General features: G+C 68.9%; 19 protein-coding genes and 1 pseudogene. 12 read left to right on the forward strand and 8 right to left on the reverse strand.

Features of this window, described 5'->3' with window-relative positions:
- The 3 genes and pseudogenes from ABG80_RS07760 to ABG80_RS07770 all read left to right on the forward strand — a co-directional run.
- Nucleotides 1–127 (forward strand): annotated as a pseudogene (locus ABG80_RS07760) (IS5-like element ISCARN85 family transposase); the annotation flags it as partial.
- Between the two features lie 110 nt (nt 128–237).
- Complete coding sequence (locus ABG80_RS07765; protein WP_058087164.1) at nt 238–1128, forward strand: phosphate/phosphite/phosphonate ABC transporter substrate-binding protein; 891 nt, start codon at nt 238–240, stop codon at nt 1126–1128.
- Nucleotides 1129–1142: 14 nt separating this feature from the next.
- The gene (locus ABG80_RS07770; RefSeq protein WP_058087165.1) at nt 1143–3014 is read left to right on the forward strand and encodes a sensor histidine kinase; all 1872 of its coding nucleotides are present in this window, start codon (nt 1143–1145) and stop codon (nt 3012–3014) included.
- Nucleotides 3015–3020: 6 nt separating this feature from the next.
- On the opposite strand, the gene ABG80_RS07775 is transcribed toward ABG80_RS07770, so the two are convergent.
- Nucleotides 3021–5084 (reverse strand): methyl-accepting chemotaxis protein, encoded by a 2064-nt coding sequence (locus ABG80_RS07775; protein ID WP_058087166.1) that lies wholly within the window; start codon nt 5082–5084, stop codon nt 3021–3023.
- 181 nt (nt 5085–5265) lie between these two features.
- Here ABG80_RS07775 and ABG80_RS07780 point away from each other — a divergent pair, with 181 nt between their 5' ends.
- Nucleotides 5266–6231 carry an MBL fold metallo-hydrolase gene (locus ABG80_RS07780; protein WP_058087167.1) on the forward strand — a complete coding sequence of 322 codons (966 nt, stop codon included), beginning with the start codon at nt 5266–5268 and terminating at the stop codon, nt 6229–6231.
- A gap of 30 nt (nt 6232–6261) precedes the next feature.
- Here ABG80_RS07780 and ABG80_RS07785 read toward each other — a convergent pair whose 3' ends face one another.
- From ABG80_RS07785 to ABG80_RS07810, 6 genes are all read right to left on the reverse strand, one after another.
- Nucleotides 6262–8358, reverse strand: a complete 2097-nt coding sequence (locus ABG80_RS07785; RefSeq protein ID WP_083505920.1) for a neutral/alkaline ceramidase — start codon at nt 8356–8358, stop codon at nt 6262–6264.
- A gap of 16 nt (nt 8359–8374) precedes the next feature.
- Nucleotides 8375–9316, reverse strand: coding sequence for a hypothetical protein (locus ABG80_RS07790; protein WP_058087168.1), 942 nt, complete (start codon nt 9314–9316; stop codon nt 8375–8377).
- A 31-nt stretch (nt 9317–9347) separates the two neighbouring features.
- Entirely contained in the window at nt 9348–9800 is a 453-nt protein-coding gene (locus ABG80_RS07795; protein WP_058087169.1) for a DUF2147 domain-containing protein, read from the reverse strand.
- Between the two features lie 177 nt (nt 9801–9977).
- Nucleotides 9978–11258, reverse strand: coding sequence for an alanine racemase (locus tag ABG80_RS07800; protein WP_058087170.1), 1281 nt, complete (start codon nt 11256–11258; stop codon nt 9978–9980).
- 11 nt (nt 11259–11269) lie between these two features.
- The gene (locus ABG80_RS07805; protein ID WP_058087171.1) at nt 11270–12697 is read right to left on the reverse strand and encodes a D-arabinono-1,4-lactone oxidase; all 1428 of its coding nucleotides are present in this window, start codon (nt 12695–12697) and stop codon (nt 11270–11272) included.
- Nucleotides 12694–13071, reverse strand: a complete 378-nt coding sequence (locus tag ABG80_RS07810; protein WP_058087172.1) for a c-type cytochrome — start codon at nt 13069–13071, stop codon at nt 12694–12696. The genes ABG80_RS07805 and ABG80_RS07810 overlap by 4 nt, the downstream gene beginning before the upstream one ends.
- 99 nt (nt 13072–13170) lie before the next feature.
- Here ABG80_RS07810 and ABG80_RS07815 point away from each other — a divergent pair, with 99 nt between their 5' ends.
- Together ABG80_RS07815 and trhP are read left to right on the forward strand one after the other, a co-directional pair.
- Nucleotides 13171–13830, forward strand: coding sequence for a TetR/AcrR family transcriptional regulator (locus tag ABG80_RS07815; RefSeq protein WP_235513783.1), 660 nt, complete (start codon nt 13171–13173; stop codon nt 13828–13830).
- Between the two features lie 88 nt (nt 13831–13918).
- A complete protein-coding gene (gene trhP / locus ABG80_RS07820; RefSeq protein ID WP_058087173.1) occupies nt 13919–15289 on the forward strand; it encodes a prephenate-dependent tRNA uridine(34) hydroxylase TrhP in 1371 nt (456 codons plus the stop codon).
- Between the two features lie 15 nt (nt 15290–15304).
- On the opposite strand, the gene ABG80_RS07825 is transcribed toward trhP, so the two are convergent.
- Complete coding sequence (locus ABG80_RS07825) at nt 15305–16195, reverse strand: sterol desaturase family protein (RefSeq protein WP_058087174.1); 891 nt, start codon at nt 16193–16195, stop codon at nt 15305–15307.
- A gap of 120 nt (nt 16196–16315) precedes the next feature.
- Between ABG80_RS07825 and ABG80_RS07830 the strand changes: the two genes are divergently transcribed.
- The 6 genes from ABG80_RS07830 (at nt 16316) to creD (ending at nt 23335) form a co-directional block, all read left to right on the forward strand.
- Nucleotides 16316–17308 carry an AraC family transcriptional regulator gene (locus ABG80_RS07830; RefSeq protein WP_058087175.1) on the forward strand — a complete coding sequence of 331 codons (993 nt, stop codon included), beginning with the start codon at nt 16316–16318 and terminating at the stop codon, nt 17306–17308.
- 80 nt (nt 17309–17388) lie between these two features.
- Nucleotides 17389–18306: a ProQ/FINO family protein gene (locus ABG80_RS07835; RefSeq protein WP_083505927.1), complete on the forward strand. Its 918-nt coding sequence runs from the start codon at nt 17389–17391 to the stop codon at nt 18304–18306.
- Nucleotides 18307–18309: 3 nt separating this feature from the next.
- Complete coding sequence (locus ABG80_RS07840; RefSeq protein ID WP_058087176.1) at nt 18310–19605, forward strand: class I SAM-dependent methyltransferase; 1296 nt, start codon at nt 18310–18312, stop codon at nt 19603–19605.
- Between the two features lie 24 nt (nt 19606–19629).
- Complete coding sequence (gene creB / locus ABG80_RS07845; RefSeq protein ID WP_058087177.1) at nt 19630–20355, forward strand: two-component system response regulator CreB; 726 nt, start codon at nt 19630–19632, stop codon at nt 20353–20355.
- A gap of 7 nt (nt 20356–20362) precedes the next feature.
- Nucleotides 20363–21820 carry a two-component system sensor histidine kinase CreC gene (gene creC / locus ABG80_RS07850; protein ID WP_058087178.1) on the forward strand — a complete coding sequence of 486 codons (1458 nt, stop codon included), beginning with the start codon at nt 20363–20365 and terminating at the stop codon, nt 21818–21820.
- A 90-nt stretch (nt 21821–21910) separates the two neighbouring features.
- Nucleotides 21911–23335 (forward strand): cell envelope integrity protein CreD, encoded by a 1425-nt coding sequence (gene creD, locus ABG80_RS07855; protein ID WP_058087179.1) that lies wholly within the window; start codon nt 21911–21913, stop codon nt 23333–23335.
- The last annotated feature ends 42 nt before the right edge of the window (nt 23336–23377 follow it).

Consider the following 23377-nt stretch of genomic DNA (forward strand, 5'->3'; position numbering starts at 1 on the left):
CGAGAGGTTGTTCCGGCGGCTCAAGGGCTACCGCCGAATCTTCTCCCGGTTCGAAAAGCTTGATGCGATGTTTCTCGGCTTTCTCAGCTTCGTGCTCGTGGTCGATGGGCTTCGCAGTTTGTGTTAACAGGCCCTAATCCGCAAGGGGCCCGTCTGTGACGGGCCTTCTTGCTTTGGCGTGTGCATTTCTTTCATTTCGCTGCCGACAATCCCTTCAGGTCGACTTCGGAGGACCCCATGACCCCGACCCGCCTGACTCGTTGGCGCCGCCGTGTGCTGCGCCGTGGTGCCTTGGTGATCGCTGCGCTGGCGGGGCTGTCGCCCTGGTCGGTGATGGCCCAGGTCACGACACCTTCTGTGGCGGCCAGCCCAGCGCAAGCGGTGTACGCGGTGTCCGTGGTGCCCCAATTTCCGGCGGCCGACATCGCCCGGACCTGGGTGCCCATCCTGGAGCGGCTGGGCCAGCAGGTGGGCGCGCGCTTTGAGCTCAAGGTGCCGCGCGACATCCCCAGCTTCGAAGCGGATGTGAAGGCGGGTGCACCGGACTTCGCTTACATGAACCCCTTTCACCAGGTGCGCGCCAAGCGCGCGCAGGGCTACGTGCCACTGGTGCGGGACACCGAGTTGCTCACGGGCATCCTGGTGGTCAGGAAAGACGATCCGATCCGCGAGCTCAAGCAGCTGCAGGGTCAGACGCTGGCGTTCCCGGCGCCCAATGCCTTCGGTGCTTCCCTGCTGATCCGGGCGCAGCTCGACGAGGTCGAGCGGGTGCGCATCACGCCGTTTTACGCGCGCACCCACACCAATGCCTACCGACAGACGCTGGCGGGCAAAGCCGCCGCCACGGGTGGTTTGAGGGCCACGCTGGAGCGCGAGCCCCCCGAGGTGCAGGCGGGGTTGCGCATCCTGTTCGAAACGCCGGGTGCGGCGCCGCACCCGCTGAGCGCTCACCCGCGTGTGCCGACGGCGGTGCAGCAGGCCGTGCAGGCGGCCTGGCTCAAGCTGGCGCAAGACAGCAGCCTGCAAACGAGCTTCCAGGGCGTGCCCATGTCGCGCCCGGTGAAGGCCGATCATGCGCGTGATTACGCGCCGCTGGAGCGCCTCAAGCTCGACCGCTACGCGGAGTGAGGCCGCAGCCTGCCATGGCCGCGATGCCGATCCACTTGCTGCAATGTCTGTGGCCGCGTCGGCTGCACTTGCAGCTCATCGTCATGGTGTCGGCCTTGCTGGTGCTGGCTTTGTCGCTGCTGGGGGGCTACACCGTGCACGAGCAGGGTCGCCTGCAGCAGCGCGCGGCCGAGGGCCATGCGGCCACCCTGGCGCGCAACGTGGCGGTGGCCAGCACCAACCTGATCCTCACCGACAGCCTCGATGGGCTGGAGGAGCTGGCCACGCACTCGGCGGAAGTGGGTGACACCTTGTCCCTGTTGGTGCTGGGCAAGCAGTCCGAAGTGCTGGCCCATGTTCAGAGGCAGCCCGGCTCGGCACCTCGCGTGATCCACGATCACCGCCTGCCGACTGGGGTGCAAGCACCGGCTCAGGCGGGGGCAACGCCTTTTCCGGTGCTGGTCACCCACCCCGGGCGCATCGAGGCCTGGCACCCGGTGGTGGCGGCAGGGCTCATCGGTTGGGTGCGCGTCGAGCACGACACCCATGCCAGCGCACTGGACCGCACCCGCATCTGGCGCAACACCCTGGTGGTGGCGGTGGTGGCGGTGGTGGTGTGCGTGGCCTTGTTGAGCGCCTTCCTGCGCCGGCCGATGCGGTCGCTGGCCACGGCGCGTCGGTTTGCCCGTCAGATCGTCGATGCCAAGGGCGCCTTGTTGCCGCAGGAGTCGGGGCCGCTGGAGGTCACGGAGTTGCGGGAATCGCTCAACGAGGCATCGATGCTGATGTGCCAGCAGATGATCATGCTGGAGCACAACATGCGCGAGTTGCGGGCCCACGAGGCGCAGCTGGCGGAGCAGAACGACCAGCTGGGTGCGATCTCCCGCCTCAGCCAGGACGGCCTGGTGACCTTCGATCGAGAGGGCCGTGTGCGCTTTGTCAACAGCGCCTTCCTGCAGCAAACGGGGTTGAGCGAGCCGATGGTGCTGTCGTGTGACCTGGCTGGCCTGTCGGGTGCTTTGGCTGAGTTGACGCCGCCAAACAAGCCGTTTGCGGGCCTGGATGCCGTGTTCCAGGGCTCGGGGGGCGCCAGTGGCGAAGACGTGGTGCTGGAGCTGGCTGGCGAGCGACGCAAGCTGCTGTCGCTCAGCGGGCAGTGCAGCCAGCAAGGCAGCGTCAGTCGGGTGCTGTACGTGTGCGATGTGACGCGGCAGCACACCCTCGACGAGATGAAATCGGAGTTCCTCTCGATGGCGGCTCACGAGTTGCGCACGCCGATGGTCAGCATCTTCGGGTTCACCGAGCTCATGCTCAAGCGCGAGATGTCGGCCGAGCAGCGGCAGGACCTGTTGGGCCGCATCTACCGACAAAGCCAGGCCATGGTGGCCATCCTCAACGAGCTGCTGGACCTGGCTCGCATCGAAGCGCGGCGGGGTCAGGACTTCCTCATGGAAGAGTTGGACCTGGGCGAGGTGGTGCAGGCGGTGCTGGCCGATCACCGGCCGCCAGAAGGCAGGGCAGCGCCGGTGGTGGTGCCACTTGCGCAGCCCATGCCGGTGCGCGCCGATCGCAGCAAGCTGCGCCAGGCGGTGCTCAACATCCTGTCCAACGCTTACAAGTATTCGCCCGAGGGTGGGGAGGTGGTGGTGCGCTTCTTGGCCGAAGCCAGCCCGCACGAAACGGGCGCGCCTAGCTTTGGCGTGGCCGTCGAGGACCATGGCATCGGCTTGAGCCCGGACCACGTGGCCCGGCTGGGCGAGCGCTTTTTCCGCGCGGACAAGTCCGGCAACATCCCGGGCACGGGCCTGGGGGTGAGCATCGTCAAGGAGCTGATGGACCTGATGGGCGGCCGCATGCAGGTGGTCAGCAACTTGGGGCGTGGCACCACGGTCACGCTGTGGTGGTGAAAGCGTTCAGGCCAGGCTGAAGGTTGCGACCCCGTTGGCCAGGACCTGGGCCTGATCGCGCATGGCCGCGGCAGCAGCTGCTGTTTGCTCGACCAGCGCCGCGTTTTGCTGCGTCGACTCGTCCATGGCCTGCACGGCCTGAGTGGTCTGCTGAACGTCCTGGGCTTCGCTGCGGGCGCTCTCGGCGATGCGGGCCAGCAGCTCGTTGATGTGCAGCGTTTGTTTGACGATGTCGTCCACGGCAGAGCCGGCCTGGCCCACGACCTCGGTGCCGGACTCGATGCGCCGCACGCTGTCGGAGACCAGGTGATTGATCTCTCGGGCGGCGGTGGCCGCGCGTTGCGCCAGCCCGCGCACCTCGGCGGCGACCACCGCGAAGCCGCGACCTTGTTCGCCGGCCCTGGCGGCTTCCACCGCCGCGTTGAGGGCCAGCAGGTTGGTCTGAAAGGCGATGCCGTCGATGGTGGACGTGATGTCGCCGATGCGGCGCGAGGACTGTCTGATCTCGTCCATGGTCGCGATCATGGTGTGGATGACCTGGCCACCGTGGCGCGCCGCCTCGGCGTTGTGCGTGGCCAGTGACGAGGCCTCTGCGGCCACGTCGGCGGTGCTGCGCACGGTCTGCGAGATGTGCGCCATGGCAGAGGCCGATTGCTGCAGGCCGCTGGCCGAGGCCTCGGTGCGCCGAGCCAGGTCGTCGGAGCCGGCGGCGATCTCCTGGCTGGCGTGCACGATGTGGTCGGCCGAGTCGCGGATCTGGGTGACGATGCGCCGCAGCGACTGCTGCAGGTCGGCGATGGTGCGCATCAGGCCGGCGGCTTCGTCAGCGCCCCAGGCTCGGGGCTGGGTGGCGAGGTTGCCGTCGCGCATGGCGTCGATGTGGAAAACGACTTCGCGCAGGCCACCTTCGAGCACCTTCCTGAACGAGATGAACAGGTAGGACGACAAGAGCAAGCTGAGCACCAGCACCACCGCGGTCAGGTCGCGGGCATGGGTGAGGTGGGCTTCACGCTGCTCGAGCAGTTGGTCCAGCAGGGGCAGGTGGTGGTCGTACAGGCCGGACAGGGCCGCCAGCGTTTCGCGGCCTTGGCGGTAGAACTCGGCGGGTTGGGGGCCATGGGCATCGAACACCGCCAGGTGCCCCAGCTTGCGCAAGGCCAGGGCCTGGTCCAGGGCACTGGTGTCGATCTTGGCGGCGATGTCCGAGTTGGCGGTGGCCACGCGCTCGAAGTAGCGGCGCATGTCTTCGGCGCCGCTTTGTGTGCGGGCGGTCCAGATGGCCCAGTTGGCTTCCTGCTCCGAGCCGATGCTGCCGCGCGAGGCGGCGTAGGTGCCCCAGCCCCAGATCTGACCGGTGCTCTCGAGCATCTGCGGCAGCGTCAGCACCAGCGCATTCATCAGGTAGTAGCTGTCGAGGTCGGGGTCGAGCACCAGGTTGGAGTTGTCGCCCACGGCGTAGAGCAGGGCGACGACCGCAGCGGTGACCGGACCGAAGACGGTGCGCCCCTTGCCGTCGGTGCCGTCTTTGGAGCCAGCCGTGGCTTGCCAGCTTTCCTGCAGGCGCTGCACGTTGGCGCTGATCTTCAAGGGATCGCCTTGCTGCTTCACGTGTTGCGCGAACGCAGCCAGGGCTTGATCCGTGGCCTGGTGCGCGGCCTGGTAGTCGGCCTGAACCGCGTGCCCTCCCAGCATGGCGCGGGTGGCGTTGCGGGTGTCGATCACACCCTTCATCACGGGCAACAGGCGCTGCATGGTGCTCACGCCCACGCGCTCGGCGCGGGTGAACTCGATGGTCGCGGCCTTGTCCTTGAAGTACTGCCAGGACAGCAGCACGATGGGCACGAGGAAGACCGCCGTCAGGATGCTGGCCTTGGCCTGAAAGCCGATGCGCCGAAACAGCCGCACGCCGGGGGCCCAGGGTCCGTGGTAGCGGAAGAAGTCGCGCAGGCGCCGGCGCCTGGCTTCGGCGTCGTGGACTCGGCGCGAATGGGGCGAGTGCGGTGGCTGGGGCGTTGGGGCGGGAACCTGCACGGTGGGGGTGCGGGTGCCGGCGATGGGTGCTGTGTGCATGGTGGCCTCTGAGGTGTCTGGACACAAGGGCTCGCGACGCCTCGTCGGCAAGACGTCGCAAGAGACATTGTGGGAATCGGACACCGGCGTGAAGCGTCAAACAGCTTCGATTTTCCGGACAGATGCCTGCTGGTGGCGTCCGATCGCCCTGCGGTCCCCAAGTCGGTGCAAACTGCGGCCCATGAAGTCCTTGCCCGACACCCTGCAGGTCATCGAGCGCGGTTGGCTCTCGTCCAACCACGTGGTCTTTGCCGACGACGACGTGCCCACCGTGGTCGACACGGGTTACGTCACCGAGGGCGAGGGCACGCGGCGCCTGGTGGGGCAGGCGCTGCGAGGGCGGCGTTTGGGTCGCATCGTCAACACGCACCTGCATTCCGACCACGCGGGCGGCAACGCCTTGCTGCAGGCCGAGCACGGCTGCGAGATCTGGATCCCGCCTGGCGAAGCCGACCTGGTCGAGGCCTGGGACGAGGAGCGCCTGAGCTACCGGCGCACCAGCCAGCTTTGTCCACGATTTCGGCACGACCGGCTGCTGACGGTGGGTGAACTCATCGAGCTCGGCGGCGAAGGCTGGCGCGTGTTGCCCGCCGGCGGACACGACCACGCCATGGTGATGCTGTGGTGCGAGCGGCTGGGCATCCTGATGTCGGCCGATGCGCTGTGGCAAAAGGGCTTTGGCGTGATCTTTCCGGAGCTGGCGGGCATCCCCGGTTTCGCCGAGCAGGCTGCCACGCTGGAGCTGATCAGACAGTTGCAGCCGCGTGTGGTGATCCCCGGGCATGGGGCGCCGTTCAGCGAAGAAGACGGCGCCGTGAGCGCGGCCTTGCAGGCGGCGCGCTCGCGCATCCGTTGGTTGGCCGAAGAGCCCCGGCGCAACGCCGACAACGCGCTCAAGGTGCTGCTGGCCTTCAAGCTGCTCGAAGCCAAGCGCCTGAGCCTGGCCGAGTTGGCGCAGATGGTGGCGGTGACCTTCGAGGGCAACGAGGCCATGCGCGGGCTCTACCCGCTCGAGCCCGAGGCCATCGCGGCCTTCATGGCGCAGGAGCTGGAGCGGGTGGGGGCGGCCAGCCTGGTTGACGGGGTGCTGGTGGCTCGGGCCAGTGCCGGCGCCGACACCGGAGCCGACACCGGCACCAGCACCTGAGCCGCAGCCCCGCAGGCCCCTTGTGGCAACTCACCGCACGGTGAACTCCCGCGTCTGCCCGCTGAAGGCGCTGACCTGACCCAGCAGGTTCCGGGCGTTGCCCAGGTGAACGATGCGGTGACGACCCGGCGCCGCGCCGGCCGGGATGGCCCAGTCGATGTCGGCCACCGATTCCGCCCCCAGCGTGCGGCGCCAGCGGTAGCGCGTGGCCCAGTCGCTGTCGTCGGCGATGGTCTGCCAGGCCTGGCCGTCCCAGCGTTGCACCAGCAAGAAGCTGCCATTGCGGCGCAGGTGGTTTTTCGGGTGACCGGTCTGAAAGCGCACGCTGACCGTCTGGCCCGGCGTGTAGCTGGCTTGTGGTTCGGTGAGCACCTGACCGAAGCGCTTGCCCAGTGCCGGCAGGTCCAGCACCACGCCGGTCTGAAAGTTGAGCTGACTCTGGCTGAGGTCGCGCGGGGTCAGGGTGTTGGCGCTGGGGCGGCCTTGGGCCAAGTCCTGCGCCAGCTTGTCCAGCTCTTGTGTGTAGGCCGGTTGGGTGGCGGGGCCGAACAAGGTGCTGCCGCCCTCGTAGTCCTGCAGGCTGTATTCCTCCGGCGTGGTGACGTACTGCGTGTAGGCGTTGCTGTAGCCGACCACGATGACGCGGCTGGTGTCCATGCCAAGCGTGCGCGCGAGCTGTTTGCGGATGCGCCAGCCCGACATCATGGTGGGCTCGGCCGGCAGGCCCGCGAAGACGATGGAGCCGAGCTTGAGCACTTGCAGGGGCAGCACCTCGGGTGACCAGGGGTGGGGCTTCATGTCGCCCACGGGGATGACGACCTCCTTGACACCGTGGCACTCGCGCAGCGTGGCCGAGGGCCAGAACACCAGGCCGCCGACGGCGGTGAGAAAGGGGTTGGGCTGGCCTTCTTTCGCGATGCCCGGGCCGGGGCCGTCTTCGGTGCTGCCGGCGGCGAAGCTGCTGCCCAAAGCGGCGGGGCAGGTCTTCATCGGCTTGCCATCGGGGGTGTAGGCGCCGCTGACCAGCACGCGGCTCATGTCCACGTAGCGCATGCGCGAATCGATGTCGCCGCCCAGGGCTTCGCTGGCCTTCTGAGACAGCGCCACGGCCTTGTCCGCCTGGCGCAGGCCGATGATGCGCGTGTTCTCGAACTCGTCTTCGCTGGGGCCGCTGCCGGGTTTGGCGTTCAGGTTGGGCGTGAGGTCGCCGGGGTTGGTCTGCGCGAAGCCGGCCACGAAGGGCTGCGTGTCGTGAAGGTGCTGCACGCCGGCGATGTCGTGCTCCCAGTGCCAGGCCGCGTAGCCCTTGTTGTCACCGCTGATGAGGGTGTTGCGGTTGGTCATGCTGGTGCCGTGCGTCGGGAAAAAGCTCAGGGCACCGATGTCCTTGCCAGCCTGGCGAAAGCTCAGCACGGTCATCAAAGGGTCGATCTCTTGTGGGAAGTGGGCGCGGTCTTCGGCGGCGTTCAGGCGAAAGGCCAGCGGCGAGCGGTTGCGGCTGGCGTTGGTGAGCTCGCCCTGGTTGAGCTTGACCTCGCCCGGAGCGAGCCTTGCATGCGCGCGCTCGACGGCTTCGACGATGCCATCGACGATGGCTTGGAAGGTGCGCTGCTGAAAGCCCAGGATGGTGATGTTGTAGAGCGCGTAGTGCGAGTAGCCACCCGGGCCCGCGTGGGTGTGCGTGGCCGTGAGCATGACGTTGCGCTCGGTGTAGCGGTCGCCGAACCTGGCGGCCAGGCGCTTCATCACGGCCTGGTGAACGGCTTGTGTCACCAGGCCCGTGTCGGTGACCACGATGACGGCCGAGCGCTGCGTGCGCGGGTCTTCGGCGATGAAGGCGCGGGCGCGCAGGCGCTGGTGGATGCCGCTGGTCTTTTGCGTGAGCTCGGCGTAACCCATCATGCCGACCTCGGCGGCCTCGCCGGTGACGTCGCTCATGCCCACGCCCACGCGCCAGCTTTGCGCGTGAGCGGGTGTGGCGGTGAGCGCGCTCAGGCTGGCCAGGCCGAGCAAGGCGATCTGGCAAGCGCGGGACACGCGCCCCCTTGTCACGTCAGGCTTGAAGCGGTCTCGCAGTTTGGCGAGGCTGGTTGACGGGGGCAGCGTTGAGGTGGTTGAGGTGGGCATGAGGGGCTCCTGGCACTCAGAACTTGCGGGCCACGCTCAGCACGAGCGCGGGGCGGTCCATGCGGCGGATGCGTTCGCCGTTGTCGCTGACGGTCTGGCCGTAGAAGTCGTTGCGCATCACGCCGCCGACGACTTCGGCCGAGAAGTGGTAGCCCCAGCGCTGGTGGATCAGGCCCAGGCGATAGTCCCAGGTGTTGAGGAAGTCGAAGCCCTTGACGCGCGTGTAGCCGACGTGGATGAGCGCCTGGAGGTTGTCGGCGACAGGCAGCTTGGTTTCGACCTGCAGCAGTTGCGAGCCGCGGCTGTGGCGCTCGCCCCGGTCGTAGCACTTCATCGCTTCGCTGAAATCGCCACCGCTGACCTGGTCGATGAGCGCGGCGCTGCCGCACACCGTGGCGGTGTTGTTGCCACGGAAGTCGCGGCTGAGCACGTGCAGGTACCTCGCCTCGATGATCCCGTAACCGAATTCGAGCAGACCGAAGGTGGTGTCGAAGCGTGTCTTGACCTGGTCATCGGGGTCGACGAAGGGGTTGCGAGGTGCGCTCACCTGCGCGTTGGGAAACAGCTCCTGCGCGGCGCCCACGCCGAAGTGCCAGCCGTCGGAGCGCCCCCAGCGGTAGCCCGTGGCGGCCACGGCGGTCCAACGGTCGCCGTTGGGGAAGTTGTCGCGGGCCACGCTGCCCAGCTGCAGGTAGCCGATCCAGCCAGACTCGTGCGCAGCGCTGACGGTCAGCTCGGCACCCGGTCGGCGGTAGGTGTCCGACAGGCCGTTGGTGCGGCGGTCGGTGGTGAGCTTGGCCTCGATGTCGACGGCGTAGGACTGCAGCTGGGGCTCGGCGGCGCCGGCACTGGCACCACTGCCGCCATGGCCATCGGCGGCTTGCACGCGGGGGGCGCACACGAGCTGGGCCGCAGCGGCCAGCATGATCACGGACAGGTTGAGCTTGAGTTTTTTCATGGGGTCTCCTCTTTCGTGGGCTCGGGGTGGTTCAAGGTGGGGTGGGGCAGCCCGCCGGCAACGCGCTGGCCCGTTTCATCTCTTCGGTTTCACCCAGCAGCTCGGTGCCGATGAAGGCGCGCAGCTTCAGGGTGTCGCCCTGGGTGCGCAGCACGGCCTTGTAGGTCTTCTTGCTGCGCGGGTCGTGGGCCCAGCCGTCGCGCCAGGCGTCGTCCTCGAAGCGCTTGAGGCGGGCGATGACCACGCCACAGGTGTCGGCGGGCGTGCCGACGTCGGCGTCCCAGGCGATGGTTCCGCACAGGTGGGCCGGGTTGTCTCGGCAAGGCGCGAAGGCGATGACGGCGCGCTGATCGGCGCTGTGCCACAGGCCTTGCGCGTCCTGCGGTGTCGCGGCCCGTGCGGGGGCGATGGCGCCCAGGATGGCGAGCGCACCCGACAGCGCGGCGCATGTCGCTCGGTGCCTGCGCGGTGTTTCCGCGGGCATGGCTGTGGAAGGTGTTGGAGCAGAAGGTGGCGAAAGCAGGCGAAACAACACGGGCGAGACTCCGGTCGGTGGTTGGATGGCGGACAAGGTCGAACACGGGCGAGCAGGCGAGCGCCAGCCCGGTGGGGCCCAGGCCCACCGGAGCGCTTGATCGGCTCGGGAACACAGCGGGCGGCGTCAGCCGCGCGCGGGAAAGGCGGGCCACATCGCCACGACGCGGTCGCCTTCGACCACGGCGATGTCGCCGAATTGCTGGAGCACCGCCTCGCTCTGTGTCGGGCGGAAAAAGACGAGGTCGTCGGGTTGCAGGCCCTGTCGGCCCGAGCCGAGGAACAGCTGCTGATTCGACGAGGGCCCGATCAGGCCACTGGCCTGCAAACCTTCGGGCGATTCGGGCAGGGCCAGCCAGTGGCCGCCATGGATGAAGTGCGCCGTGCGCTGGTTCGGGTCCCAGCCCTGCGCGAGCCGGCCCAGCGCCTGTACGCCATCGGGCGCGCGAAAGCCTTGCACCTTGAGCACCGGCGTGGCGATCCAGGCGGCGGGCTGCAGGTCGGCCAGCAGGGGCGTGTCGAAGTCGGTGGGTTTGACCAGGGCCGAGCCCACCGCCACCTCGTTGGCGGGGCCGCTGGCGCGGTGCAGGCGGTAGGTGGGCGAGCCACCGGTGTTGAGCGTGAGGGCGCCGTCCACCGGGCTCAGGCCGCTGCCTTGCAGGGCTGTGAGCCGTGCGCGGTAGGTGCTCAGCACGTGCTCGTGGGCGCGCGCCCGTGAGCCGGCGAGGTCAGGGATCTTCTGCGTGTGGGCGTCGTAGCCCATCAAGCCCGACCAGTGCAGCAAGGGCTCTTCGCGCAGCAGGGTGATCACCTGTTGCAGCGTGGCTTCGTCTGGCACGCCACCTCGATGCAGCCCCACGTCGATCTCCAGGTTGATGCGCAACGCCACGCGCTGGCCGCGCGCCAGGTCGCGGTACTGCGCCAGCCGCGCGGGCGAGTCCACCAGCCATTGCACCTGCCTGGACACGTCGAAGCCGCTGCGAGGTGGCTCGGTCAGCAACTGGGCCGCGGCCGCCACGGGGAAGGGCTTGCCCAGCAACACATCGCTGTCGGGCCGGTGTTCGGCCAACAAACGCAGGTAAGGCAGGTTGAAGACCATCTGCCGGCGCGTGCCAGTCAGGCCCGCGACCTCGTCGAGCAAGGGCAGGCTGGGCAAGGACTTGTTGACCAGGCGCAGGCCCAGCCCGGGCTCGAGGTTGGCGCGCACCTGGCGGGCGTTGGCATGCAGGCGCTCGCGGTCGATGACGAGCGTGGGCTGGCTCAGGCCGGCATGGCGCAAGGCCTGGCTCAGCCTCGCGAAGAAGGCGCCGTGGGGCGCGCCGGTTTCGGCCGGCTTGAGCGCCAAAGCAGCGGCCCCACCCGCGAGCGCGGTGAGCCCCAGCCACTGGCGTCGGGTCAGGTGGGCCATGGCGTGCGTCCTCAGGCCTGGCCGAACACCTGGCGCAGGTGGGCGTTGAGCAGGCGGCCCTGCGGATCGAAGCGGCGGCGCAGGGCCTGGAAGTCAGCCCAACGCGGGTACACCTTCGACAGTTCGGCCTCGGTCAGCCGGTGCAGCTTGCCCCAGTGCGGACGCCCCTGGTGGGCGCGGAAGATCGGCGCGAAGTCGTCGATGAGGTACTGCCAGGCCTCGTCCGCCGCCGCGTGCACGGCGATCGAGCAGCAGTCGCGGTTGTGAAAGGGGCTGAGCCAGGCCTCGTCGCGGCGGATGAAGCGGAACTCCAGCGGGAAGAACACCTCATTGCGTGACTCCAGCTTGGCCACCACCTCGCGCAGGCAGGTCAGGGCGCGCTCGCGAGGCAGGTGCCACTCGGTTTCGTTGAAGCGCGTGGGGCGCACCGATGAAAGCAGCCTGAAGGAGCGGTGACGAGCCTCTTCCGTCATGTTGGGGTCGATGGCTTGTTGTGCGGCCCAGCGGCGCAGCTTCGGGAAGCGCCCCAGCCAGTCGCGCAGCATCTTCAGGTCGCCCAGCACGTCCTCGTCGCCGGGCTTGGGCAGCATCAGGTCCTGGCCGGTGTAGACGTCGTGGCGGATGCCGGCGGCGTAGCCGGTGTGCGGCAGCACGTAGAACTCGAAGTGCCGATGCTGGGACGCCAGCTTGGGCGCCTCGCTGATCAGGCTGTCCAGCGGCTGCAGCCAGACGTGGCGAGCGAGGTTGAACGCGGGCACCACGCGCAGCGTGACCTGCGTGATGAAACCCAGCGAGCCCAAGGACACGCGGGCCGCCGCCATCAGGTCGGGGTCCTGGTCGGCGTGGACCTCGACCACCTCGCCATCGACCTTGACCAGGCGCAGCGCGATGACGTCGTCGTGCAGTGCGGGCAACTGCGCGCCGGTGCCGTGCGTGCCGGTGGAGATGGCGCCGGCCAAGGTCTGCACATCGACATCGGGCTGGTTGCGCAGGGCCAGGCCCTGGGCGTCGAGGGCGCGCGCGAGGGCGCCGATGCGCATGCCGGCCTGGGCGGTCACCGTCATGGCGGCCTTGTCGATGCGGACCACGTTGGCCAGGCGGTCCAGCGAGACCAGCGTGGCGTTCGTGGGCACCAGGGCCGTGAACGAGTGGCCCGAGCCTGCCGGGCGCACCTCGCCCTGGGTGCGGCGCAGCAGTTGCTGCAACTCGGCCTCGTTGGCGGGGGTGGCCCAGTTCGCGGGCGTGGCCTGCTGCAGGCCCGACCAGTTCTGCCAGCGACGCGGGGCCGATGGCACCGAGGCCTGGGCCTGCGCCTGGGGCAGCATCAGCTGGGCCAGCGTGCCGCCGCGCAGGGCGTCGAACAAAGCGACGGCGGCGGTGCCCGTCAGCAGCTGACGGCGGCTGGTGGACGCACAAGCGGTGTGGGTGTCGCGGCTCATCTGGGCGTGCTCATGAAGGTGATCAGCTCGCTGAAATCCTGCTCGCTGCAGTCGGGACACAGGCCCATGGCCGGCATGCCGCGCAGGCCCTCGCGGGTGTGTTTCAGCAGGGTGTCCATGCCTTGCGCCAGGCGGGGGCGCCACGATTCGGCGTGACCCGTCAGGGGTGCGGCGCTGCGCACGCCATGGCAGGCCATGCAGCTGCGCTCGTAGGTGGCGGCCAGCTCGGGACGGGCGGGGCGCAGGGCCTCGGCGGCGAGCACGTCGGCGTCGGTGGGGGGCGTGGGGGCGCTGCCTTGGCAGGCGGCCAGCGCGCCCAGGGCGGCCACCAGGCTCACCCGGGCGATCAGGCGTGAAAGTCGAGACAAGGGCATTTACTGAAACACCGACATGAAAAATAACAGTGTTATTACGATACGCTCATCCCAAGCCCGTGCCGACCCTGGCAAACCCTGTCCCCGGAGACCCGGTCCGTGACCCTCACCCCCACCGAGCAACGCAAGGCCCGCGAGGCCGAGCAGCGTCGCAAGGCCATCATCAAGATCGTTCGCAAGCTCATCCGCAAGGGCGGCATGGGCGAGATCTCGCTGCGCAAGGTGGCCGAGCTGGCGGGCTACTCCACCACCGTCGTCTACACGCTGTTTGGCGACAAGGCCGCGCTCATCACGCAGGCCATGGACGAAGACCTGCTCGAGCTCACCCGCACCATCACCCACGCGGTGCAACAGGCCGAGCCCGGCTGGCCGCGCCTGCGCGCCATGGGCCGCGCCTACGTGAAGTTCGGCATCCAGCACCCCGACGAATACGCCTTCGTCTTCATGACGCGGCGCCCGCACGCGCCCAACGAAGCGGCACGGGTGCAGCATGGCAACCCGGCGCAAGACCCCTATGCCGCCGGGCGGCTGCTGGTCAGCGAGGCCGCTCAGATGGGCCTGATCTCCGACCGACCCGAGGACATCGAGCTGGTGGTGCAGATCCTGTGGGAGGGCATCCATGGCCTGACCGCCCGCCTGCTGGTCATGGGCGACGACGACAACTGGGTGCCCAGCATGCCGACCGAGCTGCACCTCGATGCCATGCTCGACGTGCTGTGCGCGGGCATCGCCCACCGCTTCCCGCCACGCCGCAAGTGAGCGGCGAGCGCCGCCTTTCACGCCCCGACAAGCCCCCACGCAGCCAGGGGTCGTGACCACGCCCCCCGGGCGCGGCACAATCGCGCCCATGCTCCGCACCCCTGAACTGCTTTTGCCCGCCGGCTCGCTCGAAAAGATGCGCGCCGCCTACGACTTCGGCGCCGACGCCGTCTACGCCGGCCAGCCGCGCTATTCCCTGCGCGCGCGCAACAACGAATTCAAGATCGAGCAACTGGCCCAGGGCATCGCCGAGGCCAAGCAGCGCGGCAAGAAGCTGTACGTGACCAGCAACCTGATCGCGCACAACGACAAGATCCGCACCTACCTGCGCGACATCGAGCCCATCATCGAGATGAAGCCCGACGGCATCATCATGGCCGACCCGGGCCTGATCATGATGGTGCGCGAGAAGTGGCCGGAGGTGCCGATTCACCTCTCGGTGCAGGCCAACACCACCAACTACGCCACCGTGAAGTTCTGGCAGAAGATGGGCGTGCAACGCATCATCCTCTCGCGCGAACTCAGCCTCGACGAGATCGAGCGCATCCGCCAGGAATGCCCCGACATGGAGCTCGAGGTCTTCGTGCACGGCGCGCTGTGCATCGCCTACTCGGGCCGCTGCCTGCTGTCGGGCTACTTCAACCGCCGCGACCCCAACCAGGGCACCTGCACCAACGCCTGCCGCTGGAACTACAAGACGCAAGGCGCCACCGAGCAGTCCGATAGCGGCGAGGCCATTCCCATCAGGCTCGAAGGCGTCTTCAACTTCGAGCAGGAGCAGGCCGACGCACAAGCTGCCTCGTTCGCCCCTTCTGCATGTGGCGATGGCAAACGCCACCCCGCCGCCGACAACGTCTACCTGATCGAAGAGGCCGAGCGCCCGGGCGAGCTCATGCCCATCATGGAAGACGAGCACGGCACCTACATCATGAATTCGAAGGACCTGCGTGCCGTCGAGCACGTCGAGCGCCTGGCCCAGATCGGTGTCGACTCGCTCAAGGTCGAAGGCCGCACCAAGTCGCTTTACTACGTGGCGCGCGTGGCCCAGGTCTACCGCCACGCCATCGACGACGCCGTGGCCGGTCGCCCCTTCAACCGCGACCTGCTGATCCAGCTCGAAGGCCTGGCCAGCCGCGGCTACACCGGTGGCTTCCTGGAGCGCCGCCCCGCGCAGGACTACCAGAACTACATCACCGGCCACTCCGAGTTCAACCGCAGCCAGTTCTGCGGCGAGGTCAAGGGCGTGGCCGACGGCTGGGCCGAGGTGGTGGTGAAAAACCGCTTCGACGTGGGCGACACCATCGAGGTCATCCACCCCTTCGGCAACCAGCTGATCAAGCTGGAGAACATGCGCAACCTCGACGGCGAGCCGATCACGGCCGCGCCCGGCAGCCCGCTGCACGTGCGCATCCCGCTGGAGGCTCGTTACGAAGGCGCGCTGCTGGCGCGCATGTTCTGAGGCCTGCGTCGAAGGTCAGGCCCGGCGCGCCGTCGCGCGAGAAGGGGCTTGCTGCGCGGTCCGCTCCTCGACCCAGTCGGGGTGCTTCCACAGGATGCGCAGGTCCTTGTGCGTCCAGACGTCGCGCCACATCGCGAACCACTCGTCGAGGTTCAGGCGCAGCGGGTTGAGCGTGGTCGGCTGGCGGTGGCTGATGCCGTAGACGATTTCCCCCGCGTCGCGCTCGTCGACGAAGGTGTCGAACAGTCGGTCCCAGATGATCAGCACACCACCGAAGTTGGTGTCGATCTGGGCCGGGTTGCGGCCGTGGTGCACGCGGTGGTGAGAGGGCGTGTTGAAGACGGCCTCGAACCACTTCGGCAGGCGGCCCACCACCTCGGTGTGCAGGAAGAACTGGTAGAACAGGTTGAGCTCGACGGCGACGATCACCGAGACCTTGTCGAAGCCGATCAGCGCCAGCGGCACCCACCACAGCAAGGCCAGGCCGCTGAGGTCGAACAGGAAGTTCTGGCGCAGCGCGGTCGACAGGTTGTAGCGCGTCGAGCTGTGGTGCGTGATGTGCGAGCACCAGCCGTAGCGCAGCTTGTGCATCACGAAGTGGGCCACGTAGAACAGGAAGTCCGTGGCCAGGAAAAGCACCAGCCAGCCGACCCAGGGCTGACTCGGGCTGAACTGCAAGCCCCAGGCGCGCACGTCGTCGAAGAACACGGCGATGACGCCGGCCACGAACAGGCCGTCGAACATCTTGTAGATGAAGCCGGTGCCGACGTTGGCGAGGGACTCGCGCAGGTCGTAGGCGTTGGGCCGGTTGCGGCGGATCCAGAAGGCGCGTTCGGCGGCGATCAGCGCCAGGAACACGGCGCCGGCCACCAGCACGAAGCCGAGGGCGTGGAGGATGTCTTGCATGGTCGAGCTCCTTGAAGGTGCATGCCAGGGTGGGATGGAGGGACTTTAGGCAGCACCGCCGCGATCGCATTGACAAACGGCGCCCATGTTTGAACAATCCATGCCACAACCGAAGGCGCGATGGGACCTTTGATGCGCGTCAACGGCGCCTGGCTGCGCCTGCTGTCCGACTGGCTCGACCGAGAAAACCTGCCGGCGCCAGCCCTGCGCGCCCGCGTGCTCGCCCACGCCCCCGACGACGCGGTACCCCTGCCGGTGTGGAATGGCCTGCTGGTCGACGCAGCGGCCCTGCGCCCGACGGACGCTGGCCTGGGCCTGGCGATCGGCTCAGGCGTGCAGCCCCGCCACGTCGGCGTGCTGGGCTACCTGGCCCTGGCCAGTGACAACCTCGGCGAGGCCCTGGCCACTTACCAGCGCTGCGAGCGCCTCTTCTATGGGCTGGACCTCGCTGAGGTGGCGCTGTGCGGCAACGAGGTGGAGATCCGCTGGCCACGTGGCACCGACTCCGCGCCCATGGCCGACGAGGTCGCCATCGCGGCGCTGGTGAGCTTCATGCGCCGCCAGATCGACGACCCGCCGCCGCCCAGCCACATCGGCTTCCTGCACGCCGAGCCGGCGGCGGGGCGGGCGCAGCACGAAGCCTTCTTCGGTTGCACCGTGGGCTTTGGCGACAGCCACACCCGGGTGCGCTTCCTGACCAGCCACCTGGCCATCCCCATGCCGCACCGCGACCCGGGTCTGCGCGCCTTGCTCGACCAGCAGGCGCGTGCACTGTTGGTGGCCCTGCCCCAGCCCGGTGACTTCGACCGCGCGGTGCAGCAGATGCTGGTGCGCCTGCTGCCCGATGGCGAGGTGTCGGTCGACAAGGTGGCGCAGGGCCTGCACCAGTCCACCCGCACCCTGCAGCGCCGCCTGGCCGAGCGCGGCCTGACCTGGCAGCAGCTGCTCGACCGCACCCGCGAGCAACTGGCGCGCGAGTACCTGCGCGACCCTGCCTTGTCGCTGGCCGAAATCGGCCTGCTGCTGGGCTACAGCGAGCAAAGCGCCTTCACGCGTTCCTTCCGGCGTTGGACGGGGCAGACGCCGATGGTGTGGCGGCGGGCGGCGCGCTGAGGGACGCGGGCCAGCGCCCAGGCCAGCACGCGAGCCCGAAGCGCGCGACAATGGCGGTTTCGACCTTTTTGCGCGCACCCATGTCTGCCACCCCCGAGAACCAGCCCGACGAACAACTGCCCGCCGCCGGCGACACGCCGCCTGCGGACGGTGAAACCGGGGCAAGCGGTGCAGCCGTGGCCTCCCAGGCTGACCAGGGCGCCCAGCCTGATCAGCCCACCGTGGCCGACACCAAGGCCCGCCTGGCCGAGCTGTTCCCGGCGCTGTTCCGCGGCGAGCCCAAGCCGCTGAAGCTGCGCATCCAGGCCGACATCCAGGAGCGCGCGCCCGGCGAATTCACCAAACAGGTGCTGTCGGCCTTCTTGCGCCGCCACACCGGCACGACTTCCTACCTGATCGCCGCCTCCAAAGCCAAGCAGCGCTTCGACCTCGACGGACAGCCCGCGGGCGAGTTCTCCGAAGAACACCGCCAGGTGGCTCTGGAAGAGCTGGCCCGCCGCCGTGGCAACCAGCAGGCCAAGCGCGAGCAGGAAGAGGCCGGTCGTCGCGAGCGCGCTGCGCTGCTGCGCGGCTTCGAGACCACCAAGCTGACGGTCGCCAACTTCTGCGCGCTCAAGGGCATCGCGCCCGAGCAGCTCGACGCTGTGTTGGCTCAGGCCCGCGCTGAAGCGGCAGAAGACGCGGCGCGCCCGCGCCCGACCGGTCGCCCGGATCACCGTGGCGGCCCGCGTGGCGAAGGTCGTGGTGACGGCCGCGGTGACGGCCGTGGCGAGCGCCGAGCCGACGGTGGCCGGCGTGACGACCGTGGTGGACGCGGCCAGGGCAAGGGTCCGCGTGGCCAGGGTGCCCCGGGAGGCCCGCGCCGCGATGGCGCGCAAGGCAAGCCGGGTGAGCGCCGTGGTGGCCCCCGCCGCGAGGGCGCTGCCCAAGCCTCAGCTGCCGCTTCGGCGCCGGCGCCTGAGCCCAAGCCCCAGGACGGTGGCGCCGACCAGGCCTGATGCATGGCTGACCCGGCCGACATCGCGGGTGCGAACGCACCTCACCTTGATCGCTTTGCCACGCTCACACGCGAAGCCCTGGCGCAAGGCACCTGCCAGCAACTGCTGTGGGTGGCTTACCAAGGCGGCGTGCCCGCCATCGAAGAACAAGGCCAGGGCCTGCAGCGCGTCATGGTGCGACCCATCGAGCTGCGCGGCCAGCCTCACCTGAGCTTCCTGCTGCGCTTTCCCACCAAGGACATCACCAAGAACCTGCCGACGCGAGAGGGTTTGGCCCTGATCGGCGATTGGTTGCAAGCGGGCGCCTTCCTCAACGCCCACCTGTTCACGGCCACCGAGGAGGTGCAGCTGGCGATCAGCAAGAAGGGCAAGGCGACGGTGCGCATTGGCAAGCTCGAGGGCGCGCCTGCGGCCAACCAGGCGACGGCGTCGGGGGCAGCTGCAGGCGACGGCGGCAAAACTGCGCCCACCCAGTCCCACAACCGAGAAAAGCACCGCTTGCTCGAACTCTCGCGCCCCTTCCTGCGCGAGCTCGGCGTCACCGATGCACACGGCCAGCTCATCCCGGCCATGTCGCGCAAGTGGAAGCAGATCAACAAGTTCCTGGAGGTGTTCTCCTCGGCCGTGGCCAAGTCTTCGCTGGCCGAGCGCGAAGCCTTGCACGTGGTGGACTTCGGCTCCGGCAAGGGCTACCTGACGTTTGCCGTGCACGACTGGTTGCGCCACACCATGGAGCGCGACGCCCGCGTCACCGGTGTCGAGCTGCGCGACGACCTGGTCCAGCTGTGCCAGCGCGTCATCGGCAAGCTCAGGCTGCAGGGCATGGACTATGAACAAGGCGATGTGCGCGACTACCACCCGAGCGACCTCGACGTCGTCATCGCGCTGCACGCCTGCGACATCGCCACCGACCACGCCATCCACCTGGGCATCCGCGCGGGCGCTGAAATCATCCTGTGCTCGCCCTGCTGCCACAAGGAGGTGCGCCCGCAGCTGCTCAGCCCGCACCCGCTGCGGCCCATCCTGCAGCACGGCATCCACCAAGCGCAAGAGGCCGAGATGCTCACCGACGGCCTGCGCGCCCTGCTGCTGGACGCGGCCGGCTACGACACCCAGGTCTTCGAGTTCATCTCGCTGGAGCACACCAACAAGAACAAGATGATCCTGGCCGTCAAGCGCCGCCAGCCGCAGGACAACGCCGAGGTCGTCGGTCAGATCCGCGACATCAAGGCCTTCTACGGCCTGCAGCGCCAGTGCCTGGAAGAGCTGCTCAAGGCCGACGGGCTGCTGCCGGCCTGAACCCCGGGCCTGCTTCACCACACCATGGCCACGCCCCTGCTCCTGCTCGAAGACGACCCGGCCATCGCCGAGACGGTGGTCTACGCGCTGGGGCGTGAAGGCTTCGAGGTCGAGCACGTGATGCTGGTGTGCGAAGCCGAGCGCCGTTTGCGTGACGCCACCTTGGCCCCACCGGCTGCGGCCATCCTGGACGTCGGCTTGCCCGATGGCAGCGGGCTGGACCTGTGCCGCAGCCTGCGCCAGGCTGGCGGAGCGCTCGCTGCCTTGCCGGTGCTGATGCTGACCGCGCGCGCCGAGGAAATCGACCGCGTGCTGGGCCTCGAGCTCGGCGCCGACGACTACCTCACCAAGCCCTTCAGCCCGCGCGAGTTGTGTGCCCGCGTGCGCGCGCTGATTCGCCGCTCTCAGGTGAGCCAGGCCGCGCCGGTGGCGGCTGCGGCCGACGCCCCACGCAAGCCGCTGCTCGTTTGCGATGAGTCCGGCCAGCGCATCCGCTGCGGCGAGCACTGGCTGCCCCTGACCCGCCGCGAGCTGGGCCTGCTGACGCTGCTGCTGCGCCACCCGGGGCGCATCTGGCCGCGCGAGGCCTTGCTCGATGCCGTCTGGGGCCAGGACGCCGACAGCACCGACCGCACGGTGGACACACACGTCAAGACGCTGCGCGGCAAGCTGCGCGACGCCGGCGCCCCGGCCGACCTGATCGTGACCCACCGCGGCCTGGGTTACGCCATCGACCCCAAACTGCTGTGAGGCGCGCATGAAGCTGGGCTTGCGACTGCTGCTGGGCTTCTTCCTGATCACCGGCATCGCGGCCTTCTTCGTGATGCGCGTGTTCGTGCAACAGGTCCAGCCCAGCGTGCGCGAGGTCATGGAAGACATGCTGGTGGACACGGCCAACATCCTGGCCGAGCTGGCACAGGACGACCTGGCCGCCATGCCGCCCCAAGCCGACCTGCGCGACAGCCGTTTCGCCCGCCGCGTGCTCGACTACGCCGCCCGCCCGGTCGACGCGCAGATCTGGGGCCTGAGCAAGCGCACGCTGGACTACCGCGTCTACGTCACCGACGCGACCGGCCGCGTGGTCTTCGACACCGGCCTGCCCGATGGGGGCAACGCGGTGGGCCAGGACTACTCGCGCTGGCGCGACGTCTCGCTCACCCTGTCGGGCCAGTACGGCGCGCGCGCCACCCGTTACGTGGTCGCCGACGACGACAGCTCGGTCATGCACGTGGCCGCCCCGGTCATGCAAGGCCAGCAGATCATCGGCGTGCTCACGGTGGCCAAGCCCATGCGCTCGGTGGCCAAGTTCGTCGAGCGGGCGCAGCAGGAGATCCTCGTCAAGGGCCTGTGGTTGCTCGGCCTGTCGCTGGTGGTGGGCGCGGCGGTGACGGCCTGGGTGATCTGGTCGGTGCGGCGGCTGCGGCATTACGCCCAGCGCGTGCAGTGGGGGCAGCGCGAGCCCCCACCCGAGCTGTCGGGCGAGCTGGGTGAGTTGGCCCACGCCATGGCCGCCATGCGCGACCGGCTCGATGGCCACGAGCACGTCGAGCAGCTGGTGCGCGCCATGACGCACGAGCTCAAGAGCCCGCTGGCGGCCATCGGGGGGGCGGCCGAGCTGCTGCAAGACGAGTTGCCGGCCGCCGACCGCGAGCGCTTCGCCCGCCAGATCAGCGAGCAGACCCAGCGCCTGCAAAGCCTGGTCGACCGCCTGCTGGAGCTCTCCAAGCTGGAGCAGCGCCACAGCCTGGACCACCAGCAACGCCTGGACCCGGCCGGCCTGGTCGAGCGACTGCTGCGCAGCCACGCGCCGCGCCTGCAGCAAGCCGGCTTGAGCGTGCGAACCGAGGTCACCGAAGGCCTGAGCGTGCAGGGCGAAGCCGAGCTGTTGGAGCTGGCCCTGAGCAACCTGCTGGACAACGCGATCGAGTTTTCACCGCCGGGTGCGGTGATCGAGCTGAGCGTGAAGGCCGACGCCGAAAACGTGTGCATCGCGGTGCGCGACCACGGCGTGGGGGTGCCCGATTACGCCTGGCCGCGCCTGGGTGAGCGCTTCTACTCCACGGCTCGCCCCGAGCGGGCCGGCCAGGTGCCGCGCAAGGGCTCGGGCCTGGGGCTGGCCATCGTGCGCCAGGTCATGGCCCTGCACGGGGGCGAATTGCGCCTGACGCCCGCGCAGCCGGGCCTGCGCGCGGCGCTGTGCCTGCCAGCGGCCTGAAGCAGACTTCACACCCGCTTCACACAGCTCATCGTCTGCTCACCATCGGTGCGCACCATCGCGCCTGTCATCACACCGACAGGACACGACATGAGATTCCCCTTGATCAGCAAGATGGGCGCCGTGGGCGCCGTCACCCTGGGCCTGCTGTGGTCCCTCTGGAGCGTGCAAGGCATCGTGCACGAGCGCCAGGGGCGTCAGCAGGAAGCCGAGCAGAGCGTGGCCAACAGCCTGGCCGGCAGCCAGACCTTGCTGGGACCGGTGCTCACGCGCACCTGCATCGAAACCTGGGTCACCTTGCAAGAAGACGACAAGGGCCACCGCCGCGCCACCTCCGAAACCGAAACGCACGTGCTGCGCCTGCCGGCCACGCAGGTGCAGGTCGATGCGGAGGTCGGGGTGAGCCCCCGCCATCGGGGCATGTTCAAGGTCAATGGCTACGGCGTGAAGGCCGGCGTGCAGGCCCGGTGGGCCGACCTGGGCGGGCTGAACGTGCTGCCGCGCCAGCCTGGCGGCGAAGTCCGCTGCGAGGCCCCGGTGCTGGCGGTCTCGGTCAGCGATGCGCGCGGCATCCGCGTGGCCGAGTTGCGCGTCAACGACCAGCGGGTGACGGTGCAGGCGGGCAGCGAGCAGGCGCACCATGCGCGCGGCTTTCACGCGCCACTGGAGGGCGTCCAACCGGCGGCGGGCACGGGCCTGTCGGTGCGCCTGAACCTGGAGCTGGCGGGCACGCGCGGCTTCTCGATGGCGCCGGTGGCCGACACCACGCTGGTGCGCCTGCGTGGCGACTGGCCTCACCCCTCGTTCGGCGGGCGCTTCCTGCCCAGCGAGCGCGTGGTGCGCGCCGATGGCTTTGACGCCACCTGGAAGGTCAGCTCCCTGGCGAGCACCGCTTCGCAGTCGTGGCGCGGTGGTGAGCGCCTGTGCGCCCCGTTCGGCGGGGCATGGGGTCCCGGCGCGCGCTTCAACCCCTACGCGACGGCCGAGGGCGCCGACGAGGCCGCATCGGCCGAAAGTGGCTGCATCGAGACCTTCGGGGTGTCCTTCATCGACCCGGTCAATGTGCATTCGCTCAGCGACCGCGCCACCAAGTACGGCCTGCTGTTCATCGTGCTGACCTTCGTGGGCGTGGGCCTGATGGAGGTGCTGCGTCGCCTGCGCGTGCACCCCATCCAGTACCTGCTGGTGGGCGCGGCGCTCAGCCTGTTCTTCCTGCTGCTGGTGAGCCTGTCCGAGCACCTGGCGTTCGGTTGGGCCTACCTGGCCGCCAGCGCGGCCTGCACGCTGCTGCTGACCTTCTACGGCAGCTTCGTGTTGCGCGGCTGGGGCGCGGGCCTGGGCTTCGGGGTGGCCATCGGTGGTTTGTACGGGGTGCTTTACGCCTTGTTGCAGATGGAGCAGAACGCGCTGGTGCTGGGCTCGCTCCTGCTGTTTGCCGTGCTGAGCGCCGTCATGGTCGCCACCCGCCAGCTGGATTGGTACGAGTTGTTCGGCCAGGGGGCTTCACGCCCGTGATTTGAGGCACGATGCTGCCCGGCGCACCCTGCGTGGCTCATC

This window comes from Aquabacterium parvum (assembly GCF_001447195.1).
In the GTDB taxonomy this organism is placed as follows: domain Bacteria; phylum Pseudomonadota; class Gammaproteobacteria; order Burkholderiales; family Burkholderiaceae_C; genus Aquabacterium; species Aquabacterium parvum.